The 17,170-nt window shown below is 63.4% G+C and carries 18 protein-coding genes; 10 read left to right on the forward strand and 8 right to left on the reverse strand.

Translation table 11 applies throughout. The annotated features are described in order from the left end of the window. Nucleotides 1-605: 605 nt before the first annotated feature. From merA to LH19_RS06020, 5 genes are all read right to left on the reverse strand, one after another. On the reverse strand, nucleotides 606-2,054 hold the full coding sequence (gene merA / locus LH19_RS06000; RefSeq protein WP_269465200.1) for a mercury(II) reductase: 1,449 nt from the start codon (nucleotides 2,052-2,054) through the stop codon (nucleotides 606-608). 61 nt (nucleotides 2,055-2,115) lie between these two features. Next, nucleotides 2,116-3,468, reverse strand: coding sequence for a dihydrolipoyl dehydrogenase family protein (locus LH19_RS06005; RefSeq protein WP_054725878.1), 1,353 nt, complete (start codon nucleotides 3,466-3,468; stop codon nucleotides 2,116-2,118). A 76-nt stretch (nucleotides 3,469-3,544) separates the two neighbouring features. Continuing rightward, nucleotides 3,545-3,748: a mercury resistance system transport protein MerF gene (gene merF, locus LH19_RS29165; protein WP_201030916.1), complete on the reverse strand. Its 204-nt coding sequence runs from the start codon at nucleotides 3,746-3,748 to the stop codon at nucleotides 3,545-3,547. A 5-nt stretch (nucleotides 3,749-3,753) separates the two neighbouring features. Further along, on the reverse strand, nucleotides 3,754-4,089 hold the full coding sequence (locus tag LH19_RS29170; protein ID WP_054725882.1) for a heavy-metal-associated domain-containing protein: 336 nt from the start codon (nucleotides 4,087-4,089) through the stop codon (nucleotides 3,754-3,756). A gap of 32 nt (nucleotides 4,090-4,121) precedes the next feature. After that, nucleotides 4,122-4,520 carry a mercuric transporter MerT family protein gene (locus LH19_RS06020; protein WP_054725884.1) on the reverse strand — a complete coding sequence of 133 codons (399 nt, stop codon included), beginning with the start codon at nucleotides 4,518-4,520 and terminating at the stop codon, nucleotides 4,122-4,124. Nucleotides 4,521-4,594: 74 nt separating this feature from the next. Between LH19_RS06020 and LH19_RS06025 the strand changes: the two genes are divergently transcribed. Both LH19_RS06025 and LH19_RS06030 read left to right on the forward strand, forming a co-directional pair. Further along, nucleotides 4,595-5,008: a MerR family transcriptional regulator gene (locus tag LH19_RS06025; RefSeq protein WP_234716096.1), complete on the forward strand. Its 414-nt coding sequence runs from the start codon at nucleotides 4,595-4,597 to the stop codon at nucleotides 5,006-5,008. A 637-nt stretch (nucleotides 5,009-5,645) separates the two neighbouring features. Continuing rightward, nucleotides 5,646-6,860, forward strand: coding sequence for an IS256-like element ISSpma2 family transposase (locus LH19_RS06030; protein ID WP_006954973.1), 1,215 nt, complete (start codon nucleotides 5,646-5,648; stop codon nucleotides 6,858-6,860). A 162-nt stretch (nucleotides 6,861-7,022) separates the two neighbouring features. Here LH19_RS06030 and LH19_RS06035 read toward each other — a convergent pair whose 3' ends face one another. Next, the gene (locus LH19_RS06035; RefSeq protein WP_199739963.1) at nucleotides 7,023-7,358 is read right to left on the reverse strand and encodes a recombinase family protein; all 336 of its coding nucleotides are present in this window, start codon (nucleotides 7,356-7,358) and stop codon (nucleotides 7,023-7,025) included. A 202-nt stretch (nucleotides 7,359-7,560) separates the two neighbouring features. Then, a complete protein-coding gene (locus LH19_RS28425; protein WP_145923449.1) occupies nucleotides 7,561-8,007 on the reverse strand; it encodes a hypothetical protein in 447 nt (148 codons plus the stop codon). A 64-nt stretch (nucleotides 8,008-8,071) separates the two neighbouring features. Between LH19_RS28425 and LH19_RS06040 the strand changes: the two genes are divergently transcribed. From LH19_RS06040 to LH19_RS27810, 3 genes are all read left to right on the forward strand, one after another. Then, nucleotides 8,072-10,243, forward strand: a complete 2,172-nt coding sequence (locus LH19_RS06040; RefSeq protein WP_234716097.1) for a TonB-dependent siderophore receptor — start codon at nucleotides 8,072-8,074, stop codon at nucleotides 10,241-10,243. Between the two features lie 17 nt (nucleotides 10,244-10,260). Beyond that, on the forward strand, nucleotides 10,261-10,761 hold the full coding sequence (locus tag LH19_RS06045; protein WP_054725891.1) for a DUF1440 domain-containing protein: 501 nt from the start codon (nucleotides 10,261-10,263) through the stop codon (nucleotides 10,759-10,761). Between the two features lie 175 nt (nucleotides 10,762-10,936). After that, nucleotides 10,937-11,733, forward strand: a protein-coding gene (locus tag LH19_RS27810; protein WP_407696735.1) for an IS5 family transposase whose coding sequence is annotated in 2 segments (ribosomal slippage) — nucleotides 10,937-11,309 and nucleotides 11,309-11,733 — 798 coding nt in all. Because the reading frame shifts where the segments join, the coding sequence is not laid out codon by codon here. 1 nt (nucleotide 11,734) lies between these two features. On the opposite strand, the gene LH19_RS28430 is transcribed toward LH19_RS27810, so the two are convergent. Next, nucleotides 11,735-12,058, reverse strand: a complete 324-nt coding sequence (locus LH19_RS28430; RefSeq protein WP_145923448.1) for a hypothetical protein — start codon at nucleotides 12,056-12,058, stop codon at nucleotides 11,735-11,737. A gap of 361 nt (nucleotides 12,059-12,419) precedes the next feature. Here LH19_RS28430 and LH19_RS06065 point away from each other — a divergent pair, with 361 nt between their 5' ends. From LH19_RS06065 to LH19_RS06085, 5 genes are all read left to right on the forward strand, one after another. After that, nucleotides 12,420-12,710, forward strand: a complete 291-nt coding sequence (locus LH19_RS06065) for a hypothetical protein (RefSeq protein WP_234716098.1) — start codon at nucleotides 12,420-12,422, stop codon at nucleotides 12,708-12,710. Between the two features lie 20 nt (nucleotides 12,711-12,730). Then, nucleotides 12,731-13,150, forward strand: coding sequence for a periplasmic heavy metal sensor (locus LH19_RS06070; RefSeq protein ID WP_054733096.1), 420 nt, complete (start codon nucleotides 12,731-12,733; stop codon nucleotides 13,148-13,150). Further along, on the forward strand, nucleotides 13,147-13,719 hold the full coding sequence (locus LH19_RS06075; protein ID WP_054725897.1) for an RNA polymerase sigma factor: 573 nt from the start codon (nucleotides 13,147-13,149) through the stop codon (nucleotides 13,717-13,719). The genes LH19_RS06070 and LH19_RS06075 overlap by 4 nt, the downstream gene beginning before the upstream one ends. A gap of 90 nt (nucleotides 13,720-13,809) precedes the next feature. After that, entirely contained in the window at nucleotides 13,810-15,867 is a 2,058-nt protein-coding gene (locus tag LH19_RS06080) for a copper resistance system multicopper oxidase (RefSeq protein ID WP_054725900.1), read from the forward strand. Next, a complete protein-coding gene (locus LH19_RS06085; RefSeq protein ID WP_054725904.1) occupies nucleotides 15,857-17,149 on the forward strand; it encodes a copper resistance protein B in 1,293 nt (430 codons plus the stop codon). The genes LH19_RS06080 and LH19_RS06085 overlap by 11 nt, the downstream gene beginning before the upstream one ends. Nucleotides 17,150-17,170 lie beyond the last annotated feature (21 nt).

Consider the following 17,170-nt stretch of genomic DNA (forward strand, 5'->3'; position numbering starts at 1 on the left):
CATCGCCTACACCGGAAATTACACCACGAGCGCGGACGCTAACCGCCACGGAACCAGGCAACAACGTCGGCGGGTATCACTGGCCAAGGATTCAATCGCGTTCCCCTCATCTGCCGAGGTAATTGCACTACGCAATCCGACCAAGCGGTATCTACGGCGGCGGCAGAGGCAACTTGCCATCGGGAGGCTCGAAAGTGTGGGCCGTTGATCCTACCCCCGATGCTTCTCGAATAATCAGCGGCGTCGCACTACGCCATAGGGCGGCTACAGGCGCGCGGCGGCGGTTCTATAGGAGTGCAAACGGCGATGTGTATTCGTTATGTTTATCCAGGGCGGGGCGCCAAATACCGCCGTGTGCCGCCGTATTCCACTAAAGGTCCGCTGCAAGCACGCCAGCGTAGTAGGCCAGGCGGTCATCGGCGGTACGGGAGTTCGCATCACCTACACGGAGGCAGCTGTGCGGCCATTCCGGACCTCGGCGAGTGCTGCCGAGCTTCCCAGAATGCGAATTCGCTTGTAAGCGTCTGAGATAGATGGATAGCGCGCGTTTGCGGCGACCCTTGGCAATGCGGCAACCGTCGTGGCCCAATCATCGTAATCGACTGTTAGCCGGCGCAGCAGGATAGCTTGGACACGTCCTTGCCGAATCCTTGTGCCGCAAGCTTCAGCCCCTCGACGGTCGTCAAATAGGGAAAGATTGTCTCGCCCAATTCCTTGGTGGTCATCCCGAACTTCAGCGCTAGCACCATCGTCTGGATGCTGTCAGCTCCCTCGGGCGCGAGGATCTGCGCGCCCAGCAGACGATCGGATTGCTTATCGGCGATAAGCTTGATCAATCCCCGCGTGTCGCGGGCCGCGAGCGACCGCGGTACCTGGTCGAGCGGCACTACTGATGCTTTCGTCGCAAAGCCTCGCGCCTTGGCCTGGGCCTCGGTCAGGCCGACGCCAGCAACCTGCGGATCCGTGAAGACGACCCATGGCATCGTTGCATTGTCATAGGCGAGGCTGTCGCCGTTGAGAGCGTTAAGCGCGGCGAGCTTCGCACCATAGGCCGCCATGTAGACGAACTGGTCACGCCCGGTCACGTCACCAGCGGCGTAAATGCCGGATTTCGATGTACGCATGCGCTCGTCGACGACGACTCCACCATTCGTCGCCACCTTGACGCCCGCTGCACCGAGGCCAAGGCCGGCCGTGTTGGGCGTGCGGCCTGTCGTCGCCAGTACCTGTTCGGCGATCAGCGTTTCCGCTTTGCCGTCCACCTCGATGGTGAGCGCGACCTGGCCCTCGCGGCGTTCGATCCGGGAATAGGCCAGGCCCGTGCGAACCGTGACGCCTTCATCGGCCAGATAGCGGGTCAGCGCTTCGGCGATTTCCGGCTCCGCCTCCGGAAGCAGCCGGGAGCGGGTGACGAGAGTTACGTTGGTCCCGGTGCGTGCAAACATCTGGGCGAGCTCGCAGCCGATATAGCCGCCGCCGATGACCAGAAGCGAGCGTGGGTGCTCGGTGAGCTCCAGTGCAGTCGTGCTCGTCAGCCAAGGCACGTCGGCCAGCCCTGGAATATCCGGCACGGCGGGCGCGGAGCCGGTCGCGATGATGATCTTTCGGGCGGCAATGACCCGGTCATCCACGGCGACGCCATTCCGATCCAGACGGGCCGCGCCTTCTAGATAGGTGACGCCGTCATACTCGGGCAGAAGGTCGATATATTTCTTCTGCCGAAGCGTGGCGACGAGATTATCCTTGGCCGCGATCAGCTGGCGCCAGTCAGTGACGCGAGCCTCTCCGGCGAGACCCGGAAAACGGCTTGCGGCGCCGGCGCCGTGAAGGGCTTCGGCTGCACGGATCATCGTCTTCGACGGAACGCAGCCGACGTTCACGCAGGTGCCGCCGATGGTGCCGTGGCCAATCAGTGCGACGCTGGCACCCTGCTCGGCGGCGGTGATCGCGGCGGAAAAGCCGGCCGATCCGGCGCCGATCACGGCGATGTCGAAAGCTCGGCCTTCGAACCCGCCGGTAGTGCAGCAGTCACGGGCGTCCACTTGATTGTCCACTGTCGCATTCCTTCTATATTCATGGGGGCCGCGACTGTGGCGATGCCCCAAAAGGCATGTGTCACACCATTGAGCCGATGTCTGAGGCGTAGCTCGGATACGCGAAGATCACTGCCTTGATCTGGTTGGCGGTCAGGCCTGCCCCCATCGCCATGGCAAACAGGTTGATCTGTTCCTCGGCCCCCGGCCCCATCAGATGCGCGCCAAGGATTCGGCCGGTCTCCCGTTCGACAAGAATCTTGTAGCCCGTCCATTTCGCCCCGACCCGCAGCGAAGAATACCAGCCCTGTGTCTTCTCGAAGTGGGTGTCGAACTTTAGTCCCTTCTCCCGCGCAGCCGTCTCCGACAGTCCGACCGTCGCAACCATGGGAAGGGTGAAGACGACGCTCGGGATCGGCGGGTAGGACACGCTGCGCTCGTCGTGGCCGGCCAGCAGGTTCTTGGCGGCGATCCGGCCTTCGTAGGCTGAAACCGGGGTCAGGTTGGGGCCGCTGTCGGCGCAGTCTCCGGCGGCGAATATGTTTGGATTGGTGGTGCGCATCGAGGCGTTGACCTTGATGCCACGCGGTCCATGCTCCACCCCGGCGGCGGCGAGGTTCAGTCCGTCGATATTGGGCACACGCCCGGTGGCGTGGACCACGGTATCGCAGGTAACCACCTTGATGCCGCCCGGCGTCTCGACCGAGACGGCGAGTTCGCCGCCCTGTTTCTCGACCTTCAACACTTTCGCTTCGGTCCGCAGAGCGACTCCGAGTTCGGCGGTGGCCTCGACCAGCATTGTGACAAGATCGGGATCGAAATTGCCGAGCGGCCGCTCCATCATCTCCAAGACCGTGACCTCGCTCGCACCGGCCCGTTTCGCGATATGGGCGAATTCCATGGCGATGAATCCGCCGCCGACAAAGACGACCCGGTCCGGCCGCTCCGGCAGGTCGAGGAAGTCGGTGCTGGTGATCAACAGCTCTTCGCCGGGGATGTTCAGCGTCATCGGCCGCGCGCCGGTGGCGATGTGGAAATGCCGCGCGCGCAGGCTTTCCCCGTTCAGCTCAATCGTGTCGGGGCCGGTGAACCGAGCGTCGCCGTGCAGCGTCGCGACGCCCGCTTTTTCAAGCCCGGTCTCGATGCGCCGCGGCATGGCGTCGGTGAAGCTGCGCTTGAAGGCCATCATGTCCGGCCAATCGACAGAGATCTGAGCCTCGAGACCCTTGCCCTTCAGGTTCTGCGCCCAGTCAACGCCCTCGGTCACCGCCACCAGCATTTTCTTGGGGTCGCAGCCGCGCAGAGCGCACGTTCCGCCGTAGGGCAGGCTGTCGATGCTGGCGACCTTCCAGCCCGCCGCAGCAGTCATCCGGGCAACCCCATTGCCGCCGGTTCCGGCCCCGATCACTATCAGGTCGAAGTCATATGCGCTCATGCGTGTCCTCCTCATCGGATCGGGTCGGCTAATCTTGTCGGCGCGGCAGTTCCGGGCTCGACAATCATGATCTCGTCTAGCGCCGTTGCCGGCGCCACATGGCGTAGGCGGTCAGACCGACGAAGAATAAGAGCGCGGGCAGCAGGACATAGTCGAGGTAGCCGACGATCGCCGCCAGGCCGACCACGCCCGCCAGCACCACAAGCACCGGCGTGAAGCAGCAAAGCGCTACTATCGCCGTCCCGATAAGCCCGGCGCCGAGCAGCGTCCGGTCTTTCACCCGCGTCAGATCTTCGTCGCGCGCGCCGGATAGCCCGCGTTGGTTGAGGCCCTGGCGATGGCGGCAATCGTCGTCTTGGACGCGTCGAACCTGACCGTCGCGGTCTTCGCATCGAAATCGACATTGACGGCCTGGACGCCTGTGACGCCTGCAATCGCCTTCTTCACGGTGATTGGGCATGTGGCGCAGGTCATGTTCTCGATCGCGAAGGTCGCGGTCTGAGCGCGGGCAGGCGCCGCTTTGGCCGGTTGCGCGGCAAACGGCGCGAAAGCCGCCGTGGAGATGATTCCCGCACTGGTCAGCGCAACTGCGCCGGCGGCAATGATGAAGGGTCGTTTCATGAGTATATCCTCTCTAGGTAGAACGGGGCGGCTCAGTAGAAGTACGGAGCCCACCAATCGATCGTCAGCGCCAGGGCGATCAGGACGGTTGCGATCCAGAGCGCCGACTTGGTGATGATCGAAGAGCGCGGCCGAGCGCAGTAGGAGCCGTCGACGCATTCCGGCGCGGTCCGGAAATAGACGTGCCAGAAGCCGAGCGCGATGAAGACCAGCGTCACCGCCGCGAAATAGGGCTTGAAGGGTTCGAGGGCGGTGAGATTGCCGATCCAGGCTCCAGACACACCAAGGCTTAGAAGCACGAGCGGGGCGAGGCAGCAGGATGACGCCAGCACCGCGCCCATTACTCCACCCGCTGCAAACCATCCCTTCCGGGCGGCTGGCCGGGAAGGCGCCGGATCCAAGCCTGCTTCATACACTTTGACATCGTCCATCGCGAATCACCTTGGCTGTCGTTCAAGAACCATATAAGGTCTGTATGGACTACAGGCTCAAGAGGTATTTTAACGTGACCGCCGGGAATCCTGAGGAAGGGCTGCACCGCGCCAAGCTGGCAAAGCATACGGGCTGCAATCTCGAGACCGTCCGCTATTACGAGAAGATCGGCATGATGCCCGATCCCCCGCGCACTGCCGCCGGCTATCGCGTCTATAACGAAGGACACGTATCGCGGCTCCGCTTCATCCTACGCGCGCGAGAGCTCGGCTTCTCCATCGAAGATATCCGGGGCTTGCTGCGTCTCGTCGACAGGGGCACCCAGACCTGCGCCGAAGTCCAGCAGCTTACCGAGGCTCATCTTGCCGACGTACGCAATAAAATCCGGGACTTGAAGCGCATCGAAGCTGTCCTGGCCGCGACCGCCGCACAATGTTCGGGGGAAGTCGTTCCTGATTGCCCAGTTCTCGATGCGCTTGCCTCATAGTGCCTCCCAAAGGAGCCACGACCACCTGGCGGGCTAGCGGCTAACCGCGGTTGGCCGATCGGCGCGCATGTGCGGCCAAGAACCGCTTGCTATTCGCTAATTGCGGCGGCCGCAGGCTCGCCACACTATCCGCCCCATTCGGCGCCGCCGTGCTGGCGCTCTGCCTCTTAGATAAAGAGAGGCGACAAGTATCGGCCAAAAGACATGGGTCGATTCTGCAGGGGGCGCCGAATTGTCTCCTGCAGGTAGCCGGTCGTTAGGTGTCGGCGACGGCCAATCGCCTTTTTGAACGCCCGGTACTTGCGCGCGGCAAACTCAACCCGGCCTGTCGGTATACGGCCACCTCTCGCCGTTAGCAGTAGCGTCTACGCACAGATGCGGCGGTCATTTGCGGAGAGCGGCGGCCTCAGGCGTTGCTAGGGTAGTGCAAACGGCGACACATATTCGTTATGTTTATCCGGCGGGGCGCGCCAAATACCGGTTAGCGTCCGCGCTCGTGGTGTAATTTCCGGTGTAGGCGATGGTGTATTCCGGGGTGGGGCATGCCCCACCCCGGAATGCGGCGTCGCTGGTGGCCACCGGGTTCATCGTTATGGTGGAGTTTGCACACTTCAACCGTGACGAAGAGGAGTTCCCGATGACCGAGGACAGATTACTGATCGAAGAGCTTGCTGCGAAGGGCGGCCAACCGGATTTTTTGCGCACCATCGCCGAGAACGTGCTGCAGCTGATCATGGAGGCCGACGTTGATGGCCTGATCGGCGCGGGTCGCCACGAACGCAGCAGCGAGCGCGCGACCTGGCGCAACGGCTATCGCGACCGTTCGCTGGATACCCGGGTAGGCACGCTGAACCTGAAAATCCCCAAGCTGCGTGCTGGGTCCTACTTTCCGGGCTTCCTTGAGCCCCGCAAGATGGTCGAGAAAGCGCTGGTTGCGGTGATCCAGGAAGCGTGGATCGGCGGGGTCAGCACCCGGCGGGTCGATGAACTCGTCCAGGCCATGGGCATGACCGGCATCTCCAAGTCCACCGTCTCCAAGCTTTGCAAGGACATTGACGAGCGCGTCCATGCCTTTCTGAAACGCCCGCTCACCGGCGAATGGCCGTATCTCTGGCTCGATGCCACCTATCTCAAGGTACGCGAAGGCGGGCGGATCATCAGCGTTGCCGCAATAATCGCCATGGCCGTCAACACCGAGGGCCGGCGCGAGATCGTCGGCCTGCATATCGGCCCCTCGGAAGCGGAGGTCTTCTGGTCCGACTTCCTGAAGGACCTTGTTCGGCGCGGTCTTACCGGCGTGAAGCTGGTCATCTCCGATGCTCACGAGGGCCTCAAGGGCGCGATCACCCGCGTCATGGGCGCCACCTGGCAGCGCTGCCGGGTGCACTTCATGCGCAATGCCCTGTCCTATGTGCCCAAGGGCCAGAACACTGTCGTCGCCGCCGCGATCCGCCAGGTCTTCCTGCAGCCCGATCAGAAAAGCGCAACGCAGGTCTGGCGACAGGTCGCCGACCAGTTGCGCACCCGTTGGCCCAAGCTCGGCGCCTGCATGGACGAGGCCGAAACCGACGTGCTCGCCTACACCGGCTTTCCCACCCAGCACCGCACGAAGTTACACTCAACCAATCCGCTCGAGCGGCTCAACAAGGAGGTCAAGCGCCGCGCCGACGTCGTCGGAATCTTCCCGAACGAAGACAGCATCATCCGCCTCGTCGGGGCTGTGCTGATGGAGCAGAACGACGAGTGGCAGCTCCAGCACCGATACATGCAGATCGAAGGCATGGCCGAACTCAACCAACCCATGATCGAGGAGGAAAATCAGCCCCTACACATCACCGCCAAAGCCGCCTGACGATGGCCCACGGCCACAGCCGAAATTACACCACCTTGACGGACGCGACCAAATACCGCCGCTTGCCGCCATTTCATCTCAGCCACCGCCCAGAGTACCCTGACGTAGTGCAGGCGGCGGCACATTGCGGGCATCTGAGCGGCGTTGATAAACTAGCCAACCTCACCTCCGCCCGTCGCCGTGGAACACGAGCCGCCCGCCGGGGCTGGTGGTGTCGATCGCCCGGGTGAGCCCCCGAAGACCGCTCTCGCGCTTGGCGAAATCTTCGTCCGTCTCAACGAACTGTCGGACGGAGCGCGCCAGCCGGTCGAGCTTCCACAACGCCAGCTTCTCGCCGGCACGGAGATAGTCAAGGGCGCCTTTCAACTCCGGGCTGTCGCGTTGCGCTCCCGACGGCGTCTCCATGAACACCCACCCGCACCCGGCTTCCCGGAGCGCGTCTCGTTGGGGGGGCAGGGACTGATCCCTGGTGGACACGCGCACATAGCCGACGAGCAAAGGCCTTCTCCTGAACCTTGCCAGAACCTAGCCGGATTTCGGAGACTGAACCGAGGGACTGTTTTCGGAGGCTGAAGGGCCATTTCCAGAGCCTTCCGCCGCCATCGGTGCGGCTCTCCCGCGAACGAGCGTTCGCGGGAGACGGGAGATAGGACATTATCACATGCTAGACAGGGGGGAAATCGTGGCTGGACCCTTCATGTCATCTTGCGGAGGTACACGTTGCCATTGAAGGCTGGCTGGCGCCATTCATCCGCTCTGGAAACGATGGATTGAGAAGCCGGCGTGCGCTCGCAACAGCCCAGACAAGCGCACCTGGCAAACCCTGCGGTATATCTGAGCTGCCCAAAGCCGGCTCAGCGTACGTTCGCGTAAGAAGCAGCAACAGCGCGCGCTCGTCCGCGCTGAGCATTGGATTACAACAGCATTCGGCAACCAATGCCCGGCCAAGGCATCCTTCAGTGAGTTGAAAAACGCTGGCCAGGGCGACCACCGCAGGAGCCGGAATCCCGAACTCGCCCCCTAGTCTGGTGAGCGGCGGCAGGGGTTGCTCACCGAGTTGCCGGCACGCCGCGTAGCGGCGCAGCAGCCGCACCACGATCCGCTCGGCGTCCCCTGCATTGGGGTCCATGCGCACCATCACCGTCATCGCCCATATTTCATCAGAGTCGCTATTGCGATGCATTCGCATCTAGCATAGGGCGCGTCAATGATTGAGAACGATTCGCAAAGGGGGTGAAATGAGGAAAAGTAGATTATGCGGTGCGCTAGGCCTTGGAATGATGGCCGTGCCCGCAGCGGCTCAGGATCAGCCAGCCATCCCGGCTACGGACGCCCGCCAAACAATCATCGTCACCGGCGTCCGGGACGGCTACCAAGTCGACGCGACCAGCACCGCCACCCGCACACCGACCAGTCTCAAGGACGTTCCGCAGGCGGCGTCGATCATCACCGAGGCGCAGATTGACGACCAGGCGATGCGCTCGATCGCCGACGTGCTTCGCTATGTCCCCGGCGCGGTGATCTCTCAGGGCGAGGGCCACCGCGATCAGATCATCCTGCGCGGCAATAACAGCACCGCGGACTTCTTCGTCGACGGCCTGCGTGACGATGTGCAATATTACCGCGGCCTCTACAATGCAGAGCGGATCGAGGTCCTGAAAGGCCCCAACGCGATGATCTTCGGGCGCGGCGGTGGGGGTGGGATCGTCAACCGCGTCACCAAGCGCCCCGTTGCCAACGCCTTCATCAGCGGCAGCGGCTCGGCGGACACATATGGCGCATGGTATGTCGACACCGACATCAACCAGCCGATCGGCGAATCCGCCTCCGCTCGGCTGAACGCCGTTTACGAGGAGTTCAACAGCAACCGCGATTTCTACGACGGACGCCGGATTGCGATCAATCCGACCTTTGCCCTATCCCTCGGTGGCACCACCCGGATCGACCTGGGGTTCGAATATAACAATGACAAGCGCACGATCGATCGAGGCGTCCCCTCGGCTGCGCAGGGCTCTCTGACGAGCCCGTCACGCCCCCTCACCGGCTTCCGCGACACCTTCTTCGGTGTTCCGGGTTTCAACGTCAGCGATTTCGAGGCCAAGGTCCTGAGCGGGCGCATCGAGCATCGGTTCAGCGACAACCTGACCCTGACCAGTCGGGTCCTGTACGGCGACTATGACAAGCTCTATCGGAACGCCTTTGCGGTGACCCCGGTCACGCCGCGCGTCGGCATCCAAAGCGTCGGCATCGAAGCCTATAGCGATCCCACGACGCGCAAGAACTTCTTCAACCAGAACGACCTTGTCTGGACCGTCACCACCGGCCCCGTCCGCCACGTGCTGCTCGCCGGCTTTGAAGTTGGTGATCAGCGCACGCGCAACCAGCGGATCAACGGCTTTTTCGGAAGCGGCGATATCGTCAATGGAGGGCGGCGTGTCTTTGTGGGGTTGGCCGACCGGATCACGGTGCCGCCGGTGACGCTGCGCACCACCGCCAATACCGGCTACCGGTCGATCCGGACAAATGCCGACGCCACTGCCTTCTATGTGCAGGACCAGATTTCGATCGGCGAACATGTCGATGTCATCGGCGGCGTTCGCCGCGACCGCTTCAAGCTCAGCGTCGACGACCTGGTCGCCGGGCAGAGCTATAGCCGGACGGACACTCTCTGGTCTCCCCGTCTGGGGGTGGTGCTGAAGCCGGTGCAACCCGTCTCGATCTACGCCAGCTATAGCCGGTCCTTCCTGCCCCAGTCGGGCGATCAGTTTTCATCGCTCGACATTACAAGCGCCGCGCTGGAGCCGGAGAAGTTCGACAATTACGAACTTGGCCTCAAATGGGATATCTTTCCAACGCTGAACCTGACCGCTGCTGTCTACCGCCTCGACCGTACCAACACCCGCGCGACCGACCCCAACGACGCCACGCGGACGGTGCTTACGGGCGCGCAGCGCAGCAAAGGGCTTGAGCTCGGCCTGAGCGGCGCGATCACACCCCAATGGCAGGTCAGTGCGGGCTATGCACTGCAGGACGCGAAGATTCGCAAGACGACGAGCGCGGCCCCGGCCGGGCGCGAGGTACCGCTGGTTCCCAAACAGCAGGCTTCGCTCTGGACCCGCTACGACTTCACCCCTCGCTTCGGGGCCGGCGTCGGCGTCTACCACCAGTCGAAGAGCTTCACTTCCATCAGCAACACCGCCGTCCTGCCCGCCTTCACCCGTGTGGATGCTGCCGCATTCTTCAAGCTCACCCCCCAGATCGAGGCGCAAATCAACGTCGAGAACCTCCTCAACAGCAACTATTTCTCGTCCGCCTACAACGACAACAACATCATGCCTGGTGCGCCGACGACGGCGCGAGCTACGGTTAGAATGAGCTTTTAGACAAAGGCGTGGGAGAGATGGATGTGGGCACAAAGCGCGTAATCGAAGGCGCTGTGGCGGGCGCGGCTGCAGGGTTGATGGCCTCATGGGTAATGTCCGAGTTCCACGACGCCTGGAAAGTGGCATCCGGCGAGAGGGACGTCGGAGACGAGCCCAACACCGTCAAGGTGGCCGACGCTGTAACGGAAGCAACCGTAGGGGAGCCGGTGCCGGAGGAATATCGCGAGCCCGCCGGAGCAGCTGTTCATTACGGCTTTGGGATGTTTCTCGGCGCTCTCTACGGAGCCGCGGTGGAGGTTCGCCCAGAGACCAGCGCTGGGTTCGGAACCGCCTACGGAGCGGCGGTGTCGCTGGTCGCCGACGAGATGGCGATGCCGGCGTTGGGCTTCAGTCCCCCCGCTTCGGAGGTCGCAGCTTCGACGCACCTCCGCGGCTTTGTCTCGCACCTGGTTTTCGGCGTAGCTCTGGAAGCAGCGCGGAGGCTCCTAATTGCGGGTGTCAGAGCGAAAATCGGCTAAAACGGTATGCTCGCGACCTTCCCCCGCGCACTCTTGCGAGCCAGCCGCGTTGTCGCTCTCCAGAAGTGACAACGGCGCGGTGGCCCGCGCCGTTGTGCATCCTAGGTCACAAACTCATAAATGGGATTCCCTTTTTGGGGTGGTCGTGATTCAAGCTCCTGGAAGGGAGCTTATGATGAGCGTGCGTCGCTACGAGCTGTCGGATTTCGAGTGGTCGGTGATCGAGCCGTTGCTGCCCAACAAGCCGCGCGGAGTTGCCAGGGTCGATGATCGTCGGGTGCTGAACGGCATCTTCTGGCGTCTTCGAACCGGTTCGCCTTGGGCGGACATACCTGAGCGCTATGGCCCACCGACGACCTGCTACAACCGCTTCGTTCGATGGCGCAAAGCGGGAGTTTGGGACCGCATCTTCGAGGCGGTGTCGAGAGCCTATGAAGGCGAGCTTCAGATGATCGATAGTTCCTCGATCCGCGTCCATCAGCATGGCGCGAATGCAAAAAAAGGGGTCCGAAGGAAGCCGAGGCTGGGGACGACGCTCCAGCCCGATGCATGGGGCGCTCGCGGGGCGGACTGACCACCAAGATCCATGCGCTTGTTGATGCGAACGGCCTGCCGATCATGCTGAAGCTCACCGAGGGCCAAGCCCATGATGGCCGCAGCGCCGCCGACATGCTCGACGCGATCGGCGAGGATCAGATCCTCCTTGCCGACCGCGCCTATGACAGTGACGCGCTGCGTGAGAAGATCGCCGGACAAGGTGCCTGGGCCAACATCAAACCTTTGCCGAACCGGAGGAAGGTGCCGGCATTCAGCGCCTTCCTTTATCGCTACCGAAATCTCGTCGAGCGCTTCTTCAGTAAGCTCAAGCACTTCCGAGCCGTCGCAACTCGATACGAGAAGCACGACGCAAACTACCTCGCCCTCGTCAAACTCGCCTCAGCCAAAATCTGGATGCGATTTATGAGTCGGTGACCTAGTGGTTGTAGCCATGCTCATTGTACCGGCGCGCGTCGCGACGCGCATGACGTACTTCCCGGCGATAGTCCTGACGGGCGTGCCGGTTCGTGGCGTAACCGTTGTAGCCGTAGTCGGAATAACCGTTACCGTGACTGCCATGCCCTTCGCCTTGGGAGTAGCTTCGGCCGTGACCCTGAGGCTGAACATAGCCATGTCCTTGGCTGTAGTAGCTCTGGCTCTGATACCCATGGCCACCGGATTGGCGGGCATGGGCCGGTGGTTCGGCGAGGGCCGGTACGGCCACGATGAGTGCCAATCCGGCGATTGCGAGCTTGAACATGGTGCTCAGCCTGGGTTTGTCCCGAAGACTCTGGAAAGCCCGTCCGGTGCCCGCCACCGGATCAGGCACATAAGCCGGACCGCGGAGCCGACTTTAAGCCCGCAGGACAGCGAGAGGGAAACGGCTTAGGATATGGGGGAAAGGGGCGAAAGGTGCCGCGGACGGCTCCGCGCGCCTGATAAGCTTCGACTTCCGAGCTGAGACGAGTTCCCGGCGTAAAGTGCTTCCGTCCCGTCTTTCGGGCTGGAGAGATGTATGCGCAGATCGTGCTGAACCGGGCTTGAAGCGTGTGGCATTCGTTCGCTTCGGATTCGAGGGGTGTTCACCGGCCGTGCGTAATACATGTGAGGCTGGCTAAGGAATGAACATGGACATGGATTTAGACAGCGCGTTGCGCCGCCTTGCCGAGCAACCGCTTCATCCCGGGCTCGCGGAACTGGAAGGCGACGTCATGCGGCTGGTCGCGGCGAAACGGCGCGCGGGCGCGGGAGTGACGTTGCGATCCGGCATGCTGGCAGCGCTGGGCGCAGTCGCTTTGGGAGTGGTGGGCGGCGGATTGTCGTCCAACGCGACGACTGCGCAGGTGCCGACGCTAACACCCTTCGGGCCTGCCATGCCGCTAGCGCCTTCGACCTTACTCGCGTTCCAGTGACGAGCGGCGGCCAAAGGACGATGCTGATCGCCATCGTCGCGTTCGTGGCGGCGGTCGCAGGCGTGTGGGCTGGACGCGAATTGTTTCCTGCGCCGACGAGCCCGGGCGTGGAGCTTCATAGCTTGCTCCACGAGGGGCTCGAGCTGGACGAAGCTCAACGGACCAAGCTCGAGACCCTGGAGTCGCGCTTCGCCGTTCGACGGCGTGCGTTGGAGCTGGAACTCAGGGCCGACAACGCGCGGCTCGCCGACGCCATCGAGGCCGAACATGGTAATGGGCCGCAGGTGGCGGCGGCCGTCGATCGTTCGCACGGCTCGATGGGCGAGCTCCAAAAGGAGACGTTGAACCATATGTTCGCGATGCGTCAGATCCTGAGGCCCGACCAGGCGAGGACGTTTGACCGCGCGGTGGTGAAGGCGCTGACCGCAGACGCGCGGTGAGCCTTGATCTCACGGCCTGCACGGACGGCGAACTCGCCGCCTTGACGCTCGGCGGACGTCAGGCTGCGTTCGCTGAGATCATGCGGCGGCACCAAAGACCGGTCTACCGCCTGATCCGCTCGCATATCGGCGACGCCGAAGAGGCGCTTGACCTCACTCAGGAATGCTTCGTGGCCGCCTTTCAGAACTTGCGAGAGTATGACGGAGATCGGCCGCTCTCTGCGTGGCTGACCCGCGTGGCGATCAACAAGAGCCGCGACTGGCATCGGCGGCGGCGCATACGCCAGATATTATCGTTCGCCTCTTCGCTGCCGCCCGAGACGATCGAGGGTGAGCGGGACGAGGCGCCAGGTGCCGACGCCGTCACCTTCGACCGTGCCAAGCTTGCTCGGCTTTCGCGCGCGGTGTCCGAGCTGCCGGCCACGCTCAAGGAGACGCTCTTGCTACGGACCGTGGAAGGGTTGTCCCAAGCGGAGACTGCGGCCGCGCTGGGGATCAGCGGCAAGGCCGTGGAGACGCGGCTCCGGCGCGCGCGTGAAAAATTGTCGAAAATTCTCAACTTCGCATGAGGGGTTGGGCCGGTTCGAGCGTAATGATGGGTAAGGTCGGCGGCCCCCCCGCCGCCGGCCGCAAGCATTCAACTGGAGCGAAGGAACGGCATGAGCCGCAATTTGAACCGGCGCGACGTGATGCGCGGAACCGCCATGCTAGGCGGCACCCTGGCCATGTCGGCTCACCTGCCAGCTTGGGCGCAAGCTGTGTCGCGCGGCATCGCCAAGCCCCTGCCGACCGTGTCGGGCACAAACATCGCGCTGACGATCGACCGGATGAAGCTGGTCATGGACGGAATCACGACGCCCGCGATCGGGGTGAACGGCACGGTCCCGGCGCCACTCGTCCGCCTCAAGGAAGGCCAGAAGGTCCGGCTCGCGGTGACCAACAATCTCGACGAGGATAGCTCGATCCACTGGCACGGCCTCATTCTGCCGTTCCAAATGGACGGCGTGCCGGGCATCAGCTTCCCCGGCATCAAGGCACGTTCGACCTTCGTGTACGAGTTCCCGGTCGTGCAGTCGGGCACCTACTGGTACCACAGCCACTCGGGCGAGCAGGAGCAGGACGGGCTCTACGGCCCCATTGTGATCGATCCCGCGGGGCCCGACCCGATCGCATTCGACCGCGAGCATGTGATCGTGCTGTCCGACCATAGCCAGATGACCGGCGAGGAGATCTTCCGCAAGCTCAAGCAGATGGGTGGCGCCTATTTCAACTATCAGCGCCCGACGCTGAGCGGGCTGCTCGCCGGCCGTGAAATGCCCCTCAAGGATCGCCTAAAGTGGGGGCAGATGCGGATGGACCCGGCCGATATTGCGGATGTCACGGGGTCTACCTACACCTTCCTGGTCAATGGCTTCGGGCCTTATGACAACTGGACGGGTCTCTTCCAGCCAGGCGAGCGGGTTCGGCTACGCATCGTCAACGCCGCGGCGCAGACCAACTTCAACGTCCGCATCCCTGACCTGCCGATGACGGTGGTGCAGGCCGACGGCCAGAACGTCCGGCCCGTCGCCGTGGACGAGTTCCAGATCGGGGTTGCAGAGACGTTCGACGTGATCGTGACGCCTGGCGACCGCGCCTACAGCTTCGTGTCCGAAGCGATCGACCGTTCCGGCATGGGGCGCGCGACCCTTGCACCGCGCGAGGGCATGATCGCCCCAGTCCCGCCGCTGCGTCCGCGCACCCTGCTGACTATGACCGACATGGGCATGGACATGGGAAGCATGGAGGGCATGTCCGGGATGTCCGACGAGAACCCGGTGGCAAAGCGCGGCCTCGACCCCACGGTCCAGCAGAACGCATCGCGTAACCTGTGGAAGCTAACCGGCTGGAAGGGGCCGACTGACCACGGAGCGGTCGCGGTTGCGTCCGGCATGGCGGGCATGGCCGGCATGGGTCATGGCCAAATGACCTCCGGCGCGATGGCGGGAATGGACCACAGCCAGATGGGTGCCGGCGCGTCGGGCATAACCCCAAGCCAGACGGGCAGCGGCGGCATGGCGGGGATGGACCACGGCGCCATGCAAGGCGGTGCAGGGCAGGCCGGTGGAATGGCCGGAATGGATCACGGCTCCGGGGGCATGAGCATGGACATGAACATGCGCAACCCGAAGAACGCGCCCGGCGTCAAGATGGGGCCGGGGGTGCAGACCATCTCGCCGATGCCGAAGGACCGCACAAGCGAGCCGCCACAGGGGCTGGAGGACGTCGATCATCGCGTGCTCACCTATCGGGATCTCGTTGCGCTGGATCGCAACCCGGACGTGCGTGCGCCATCGCGCCAGTTGGAAATTCACCTGACGGGGAACATGGAGCGCTACATGTGGGGCTTCGACGGCCAGAAGCTGAGCGATCCAGCGGACCCCATTCCGTTCCGAAAAGACGAGCGGGCGCGGGTGACATTGATCAACGACACGATGATGCCGCACCCGATCCACCTGCACGGCCACTTTTTCGAACTAGTAACGGGCCATGGCGACCAGGCCCCACGCAAGCACACCGTAAACGTGCCGCCCGGAGGCAAGATGACTTTCGACGTGACGGCAGATGCGCCCGGTGACTGGGCGTTCCACTGCCACAATCTCTATCACATGACCGCAGGCATGATGCGTGTCGTAACCGTTCGCCCGATGGGTGAGGAGAGTCGCGATGCGGGCTAAGCTCCTCCTGATCGCCGGTGGCGCAGCGCTCGGCCTGGCAACGCCGGCGGTCGCGCAGATGGACCATTCCAATATGCCCGGCATGAAGATGCCACCGCCGAAGACGCCAGCGGTGAAAAAGCCCGCCGCTAAGAAGCCAGCAGCGACCAAGCCCGCCGCGCGCAAGAAGTCCGTGAAGCCCGCCGCTAGATCGACACCGCGCGCGAAGCCGAGTTCGGGGGCCAGGCCGGCCGAAAGTCGGTCCGCCAAGCCTCCGGCCCCTGGAACGGTCGTTGCCGATCCTCACGCCGGTCATGACATGTCGGCCATGCCGGGCATGAATACGCCCGGAGCCAACCCCAATCCTGGTGCCGGGCACGACATGTCGGCAATGCCAGGTGTGGCAGGCGCCAACCCCGCCAACCCAGGTGCTATGCAGGGCATGGACCATGGGTCGATGCAAGGAATGGGCCAGGGCTCGGGCACGATGCAAGGCATGTCGGGACACGACATGGAAGGCATGCCCTCAGTAATGGGCGCGGCGATGGTCGGCACCAACCTGCCTGCCGGCAACGCTCCGCCGCCACCGATCCCGACGGATCGCGCCGCGGACCAGGTCTACTCTGCCGCCGCCATGGCGCATTCGCAGCAGCATTTGCGGATGCACGGCGGGCAGAATTTCTCGCAGGTCATATTCAATCTGGCTGAAGTCCAGATCCGCGACGGTCGCGATGGCTACCGGTGGGACGGCAGTGCCTGGTATGGGGGTGATATCAACCGGCTGGTGCTCAAGACCGAGGGCGAAGGGAATATCGGGGGAAGCTTGGAAGCGGCGGAGGTGCAGGCGCTTTATTCGCGCGCCATTGGCCCATACACCGATATACAGCTTGGCGTCCGCTACGACTTCAAGCCCAACCCTTCGCGTGTCTATGCGGCGGTCGGCTTTGAAACGCTTGCACCCGGCTTCTTCGATGTCGAGGGCGCGCTGTTCCTGTCCAATAAGGGCGACCTGCTCGGGCGGCTGGAAGGCTATTACGATCAGCGGATCACGCAGCGGCTGATCCTTCAGCCACGCGCCGAGTTCAACTTCGCCGCGCAGGACGTACCGGAAATTGGCATCGGCTCCGGCCTGTCCGCGGCCGAACTCGGACTGCGTCTGCGCTACGAGATCAGGCGCGAGTTCGCGCCCTATGTGGGTATTTCGTACGATCGCAGGTTCGGGGACACCGCCCGCCTCGCACGCGCTGAGGGCCAGGGGGCGGCGTCGACCAGCCTCGTTCTGGGCGTCCGCACTTGGTTTTGAGGCCGATCAGGGTTTGTTGGG

Origin of the sequence: Sphingopyxis macrogoltabida (assembly GCF_001314325.1) — a bacterium.
Lineage (GTDB): Bacteria > Pseudomonadota > Alphaproteobacteria > Sphingomonadales > Sphingomonadaceae > Sphingopyxis > Sphingopyxis macrogoltabida.